This is a genomic window from Bradyrhizobium sp. P2_E8, assembly GCF_056403875.1.
Genome location: NZ_JBFUES010000479.1, coordinates 1 through 5596, shown reverse-complemented (window position 1 = coordinate 5596; position 5596 = coordinate 1). Strand labels below are relative to the sequence as shown.

Annotated in this window: 7 protein-coding genes; 4 read left to right on the top strand and 3 right to left on the bottom strand. The window is 64.3% G+C overall.

From position 1 onward, the window contains the following. Positions 1-1092, top strand: a 1092-nt coding sequence (locus AC1D00_RS24170; protein WP_477012375.1) for an AIR synthase related protein, incomplete at its 5' end; no start/stop codon positions are given. 111 nt (positions 1093-1203) lie between these two features. On the opposite strand, the gene AC1D00_RS24165 is transcribed toward AC1D00_RS24170, so the two are convergent. Further along, entirely contained in the window at positions 1204-2382 is a 1179-nt protein-coding gene (locus AC1D00_RS24165) for an acyltransferase family protein (protein WP_477012374.1), read from the bottom strand. A 212-nt stretch (positions 2383-2594) separates the two neighbouring features. Between AC1D00_RS24165 and AC1D00_RS24160 the strand changes: the two genes are divergently transcribed. Continuing rightward, entirely contained in the window at positions 2595-2768 is a 174-nt protein-coding gene (locus tag AC1D00_RS24160; protein ID WP_027548646.1) for a DUF1328 domain-containing protein, read from the top strand. 64 nt (positions 2769-2832) lie between these two features. On the opposite strand, the gene AC1D00_RS24155 is transcribed toward AC1D00_RS24160, so the two are convergent. Further along, the gene (locus tag AC1D00_RS24155) at positions 2833-3192 is read right to left on the bottom strand and encodes a DUF427 domain-containing protein (RefSeq protein ID WP_477012373.1); all 360 of its coding nucleotides are present in this window, start codon (positions 3190-3192) and stop codon (positions 2833-2835) included. A gap of 184 nt (positions 3193-3376) precedes the next feature. On the opposite strand from AC1D00_RS24155, the gene AC1D00_RS24150 reads away from it, so the two are divergent. Both AC1D00_RS24150 and AC1D00_RS24145 read left to right on the top strand, forming a co-directional pair. Beyond that, the gene (locus AC1D00_RS24150) at positions 3377-3613 is read left to right on the top strand and encodes a BolA family protein (protein WP_011088461.1); all 237 of its coding nucleotides are present in this window, start codon (positions 3377-3379) and stop codon (positions 3611-3613) included. 24 nt (positions 3614-3637) lie between these two features. Then, positions 3638-4831 (top strand): low temperature requirement protein A, encoded by a 1194-nt coding sequence (locus AC1D00_RS24145; protein ID WP_477012376.1) that lies wholly within the window; start codon positions 3638-3640, stop codon positions 4829-4831. A gap of 217 nt (positions 4832-5048) precedes the next feature. Here AC1D00_RS24145 and AC1D00_RS24140 read toward each other — a convergent pair. Continuing rightward, positions 5049-5596 (bottom strand): L-histidine N(alpha)-methyltransferase (locus AC1D00_RS24140; RefSeq protein WP_477012372.1); only part of this gene is annotated, 548 nt, incomplete at its 5' end.

The window sequence follows — 5596 nt, the reverse complement described above, 5'->3', positions numbered from 1 at the left end:
CTCTATGACCGGCCGCATGTCCCCTCCGCCGCGCTGCCGGTCGTGCATGCGCGTGAGGTGCCGGCACCGATGAGCGTCGGGGCCGCGCTGGAGAAGCTGATCGGCACGCCCGACATGTGCAGCAAGCGCTGGGTCTGGGAGCAGTACGACCACGTCATCCTCGGCAACACCATGCAGCGCCCCGGCGGCGATGCCGCCGTGGTGCGCGTGCAGGACGGCCCGAAGGGCCTCGCGCTGACCGTGGACGTCACGCCGCGCTATTGCGAGGCCGATCCGTTCGAGGGCGGCAAGCAGGCGGTGGCGGAGGCCTGGCGCAACATCACCGCGGTCGGCGGCAAGCCGCTCGCGATCACCGACAATCTCAATTTCGGCAATCCTGAACGGCCCGAGATCATGGGCCAGTTCGTCGGCTGCCTGAAGGGCATCTCGGAAGCCTGCCGCACGCTCGACTTCCCGGTCGTCTCAGGCAACGTCTCGCTCTACAACGAGACCAATGGCCGCGCGATCCTGCCGACGCCCTCGATCGGCGGCGTCGGCCTGCTCGACGATTTCACCAAGTCCGCCTCGCTCGCCTTCAAGGCCGAGGGCGAGGCGATCCTCTTGGTCGGCGAGACCCATGGCTGGCTCGGCCAGTCGGTGTACCTGCGCGACATCTGCGGTCGCGAGGAGGGCGCGCCGCCGCCGGTCGATCTCGCCGCCGAGAAGCGCAACGGCGATTGCGTGCGCGGCATGATCCATGCGGGCACCGCGACCGCCGTGCACGACCTCTCCGACGGCGGCCTGCTGATCGCGCTCGCCGAGATGGCGATGGCGAGCGGCATCGGCGCGAAGCTGCTGGCGGCGCCGACTTCGCTTGTCTCGCAGGCCTATTGGTTTGGCGAGGACCAGGCGCGCTATCTCGTCACCGTGCCGGAAACGGAGGCTGGCCGCGTGCTCGCCAAGATGCGCGGCTGCGAGGTGCCCTGCGTGCGAATCGGCACCACCGGCGGCGACACCATCGCGATCGCCGGCGAAGCGCCGGTTGCAATCGATACGCTGCGGACCTCGTTCGAGCGCTGGCTGCCGGAGTATATGGGCGGGAAGGCGGCGTAATCCGCGTCCGCAAACTCAGTCGTTGCGAGCGTCAGCGATGCAATCCAGAAAGCCTCCGCGGAGAGACTCTGGATTGCTTCGCTGCGCTCGCAATGACAGAGACCGTCAGTGTCACAGTATCTTCGTTGCCCCGGGAATCTGGCGCAAGGCGCGCGTTAGCGCCCAACTGAACGCGACCGTGAGCACGAAGCCGATCGTCGCCTTGACGATCGCTGGCAGCTCATAGTCGAACAGCCAGTATTGCAACCAAAGCGCGATCGGGTAGTGCACCAAAAATATGCCGTAGGCGTCCGCCTGCATCGGATCGAGCAGCTTGGCCGAGCCTGATTGTCTGAACAAGGCCAGGATCAGAAACATGATGGCCACGCTGAACACAGCGAAGCAGATGGCATAAAGCCCCTCATACCAGTTCGGCAGCGGCGACGGATTTCCCAGTATTTCGCGCTTGATGAAGATCAGCACCCAGAGCAGGCAATACGGAACGATCGCCAAGACCATCCAATCCCAGCTGACCCTCGCCATCCGGCCGTCTACCGCGAGCAGGCCGCGATCCATATTCGCGACGCCGATCCCGGCACCGAAAAAGAAGTAGCTCGCATAGAGCATCACGCGCCCGTGCTGCACCGAGAACGGCCCGAATTCCAACCAGCTGCTTGGTCCATAAAGCATCAGTCCCGGAACATAGAACGCCGCGGTGACGGTAAACATGACCGCGAAGAACACGGCGGGCCGACGGCGACCGTGTAGCGAAAGGCGATTGATCGGATCGAGCAGATTGGGCGACAGCCGGTGCAGCAGGCAGGCAACCAGGTCGAAGGCGAACAAGACCCAAAGGAACCAGATCGGCCCGCTCGGCCAAGGGCCCTTCGTGATCATATTCCAATAGTATTCCGAAAAGCCGATCTCGGGATGCTGCCGCAGGGAGATCGCGTAATAGGCGAGCGGAATGACTGTAAGGGCGCAGATCGCGAAGGGTAAGCCCAGCCGAAGCAGGCGATCTGCCAAATAGCTCCGCGCTCCCTTCCGGGCGATACCAGACCAGGCGAACAGTCCCGACAGGAAGAAGAACATCGCCATGAAGAAACTGTCGGTGGCGAGCACGATCATGTCGAAGCCGAAGAAGTACTTCGGATCGGTATGACCGAAATAAGTATAGGGGATCACCGCGTGATGCAGCAGCACCACCAGCGTCAGGAAGGTGCGGGCGCGATCGAGCGACAGATTGCGCGTCTTGGCCTTGGGCGCGGCGTGCACCTCTGCACCGATCGTCGCTGAATGTGACATCGTCATCGTGGCCGCCCCGGTCTTGCTAATGTCCTGGCCAGACTGTGCCGCCGGGAACCCGATTCATCAAGCGCCGTTTGTGCAGCGCCATGTTTGTTCAGCGTCATGCTTTTGCAGCTTCTTGGCCGATGCGGCGCCGTCAGGAACCAGTTCCGCGCCGCGAAGTTAGCGTCCCCGAATGAGGGCCGCGGGGAGCGGCACCCAAGTCGGAGCAGGCGATGACGATCCTGAAATGGGCGCTGATCTTTCTCTTGATCTCGATCGTGGCCGGCGTGCTCGGCTTCACCGGCATCTCGGCCGCCTCCGCCGACATCGCCCGCTTCCTGTTCTATGTCTTCGTCGTGATCTTCCTCGTGCTGCTGATATTGGGGCTCACGATCTTCAGGGCGTAGCTGCCGGAATCTCGAGATTCCGGGTTCGATGCTTCGCATCGCCCCGGAATGACAACATCAAAAACTACCCCACTTCCTCGATCTTCACCTTGTCCGGATAGAAGGCCAGATGGCCTGAAATCTCCGCCATCGCGGGGAAGGGCGCCTCATAGGTCCAGATCGCGTTGTCGAGCGTCTTGCCGTCGGCCTTGACGCTGTAATAGCTCGCATCGCCCTTGTAGGGGCAGTGGGTGACGCGGTCGGTACGCTCCAGCAGCGCCATGTTGGCATCCTGTCGCGGCACATATTGCACCGCCGGATATCTGGCCTCCTTCAGCGTCAGCGCCTTGCTGGTCTCGGCGATCACGATGTCGCYCGCCGTGACGCGGACGCGCCGGGGGTTTGGGGTGATGGTGATGGGGTGGTCGGGCCCTGGAAGCTTCATGATTTCACGCCTTTTCGATCAATCTGCCGCGCGCGGCACTTTGTCGTGCCTTTATCCTGATGGGATCAGGGATATAGTGCAGGAAGGCGTGACGTAGAAGGCCGTTCACGCTAAGTTTGGCCCTGCCGGCGAGGGGACCCCGGCAGCGATTCGAACGCTTGAGACCAGAAGGAGCGAGACCCGAATGCCCATGGACGCCCACGATATCGAGGCGATGATCAAGGCAGCGATCCCCGATGCCGAGGTGACGATCCGTGACCTCGCCGGCGACGGCGACCACTATGCCGCGACCGTGATCTCGGAATCCTTCCGCGGCAAGTCCCGCGTCCAGCAGCACCAGATCGTCTATCAGTCCCTGCGCGGCCAGATGGGCGGCGTGCTGCATGCGCTGGCGCTGCAAACCGGGGTACCCGGCACCTGATCTGATCGCAGCGGGGGACCGATGATGGCTGCGGACAATTCGCGCGGCGCGATGTTTCGCGTCATCCTGCCGAACCAGCCCAGCCGCGTCACCAATGCCGAGCTGTTCTTCGACCTCGTCTTCGTCTTTGCCGTCACGCAGGTGTCGCACACGCTGCTGCACCACTTCACGCCGCTCGGCGCGGTCGAGGTCACGCTGCTGTTCCTGGCGGTGTGGTGGGTGTGGGTCTACACCGCCTGGGTCACCAACTGGCTCAATCCCGATCTGACGCCGGTCCGCATCCTGATCTTCCTGATGATGCTGGGCGGCCTCGTGCTGTCGACGACGATCCCGACCGCCTTCGATGGCCGCGGTCTCTGGTTCGCGATCGCCTATGCAACCATGCAGGTCGGCCGCACCGCGTTCTGGCTGTTCGCAACCCCGCGGCACCGCACGGCGGTCCGGCACAACGCGATCCGTATCCTGGTCTGGCTCTGCGGCTCCGCGATCTTCTGGATCCTCGGCGGCCTCGCGCATGGGGAGGAGCGGCTCTGGTTCTGGATCGTGGCGCTCGCGATCGAATACGTCTCGCCCGCGGTCCGCTTCTGGGTCCCGAAGCTGGGGTTCTCGTCGGTCGAGGCCTGGGCCGTCGAGGGCGGCCACATGGCCGAGCGCTGCGCCGGGTTCATCATCATCGCGCTCGGCGAGGCCGTCGTCGTCAACGGCGCGACCTTTGCCGAGCTGGACTGGACCGCCGACAACATCCTGGCCTTCGTCTCGGCGCTCACCGGCGCCATCGCGATGTGGTGGATCTACTTCCACAAGGGCGCCGAGGCCGGCTCCGAGCGCATCTCGAAGTCCGCCGAATCCGGCCGGCTGGCGCGGCTCGCCTACACCTATCTGCACATGCCGATCGTTGCCGGCATCATCCTGACCGCGGTCTCGGACGAACTGGTACTGAAGCACCCGACCGGCCATTCCGACGTCAGGACCATCGTGAGCACCGTCGGCGGACCGGTGGTGTTCCTGGTCGGCACCATCCTGTTCAAGCTCGCGATCCGCGGCTTCCTCCAGCTCTCGCACGGCATCGGCATCATCCTGCTTCTGGTGCTGTGGTGGTTCGCCGCCGATCTCTCGCCGCTATGGCTCTCGGTCGCGACGACGGTGATCATGATCGTCGTCGCGGTGTGGGAGTCGGTGTCGCTGGGGTCGAAGGTGGAAGAGGCCGAGGAGCACTGAAGGCCGGTCGGAGGGCATGGCCTAGCGGAGCGGTCTGAGCGCGCGCCTCGTCCTTCGAGACGACCGCTCCGCGGTCCCCTCAGGATGAGGCTAATCGGCCTCGGTGCCCGTTGAAGCTGCCGCCGCGCACTCCGTCCTCATCCTGAGGAGCCCGCCTAAAGCGGGCGTCTCGAAGGATGCGCCGCAGGGAAAGCGCTCTCAGATGCGGTGAGAGCGTTTACTCCGCCGCTTCCAGCGYGTGCACCGAGAACATCCTGGCCGCGTCCGTCCAGCTCTCGCGCACGCGCCAGCCCGCGCCTTGCGCCAGCGCGGCGAAGCGTTCGAGGCTGTATTTGTAGCTGTTCTCGGTGTGGATGCTCTCACCGGCGCGGAACGAGAAGCTGGTGCCGAGCAGGCGCACGGTCTGGTTCTTCTTGCTGATCAGGTGCATCTCGATGCGATGCCGCTCGCGATTGTAGATGGCGCGATGGGTGAAGGCGGACAGGTCGAAATTGCCGCCGAGCTCGCGGTTGATCCGCACCAGCACATTGAGGTTGAAGCGCGCGGTGACGCCGGCCGCATCGTTGTAGGCATCAAAGAGCACGCGCTCGTCCTTCTCGAGGTCGGCGCCGATGATCATCTGCGCGCCCCGGCCCAGAATCGCGCGCGCGCTCTTCAGGAAGGCCTGCGCTTCATGCGGCTCGAAATTGCCGATGGTCGAGCCGGGGAAGAAACCGACCTTGGGCATCGAGGCGACCGCCCTGGGCAGCTCGAACGGCGTGGTGA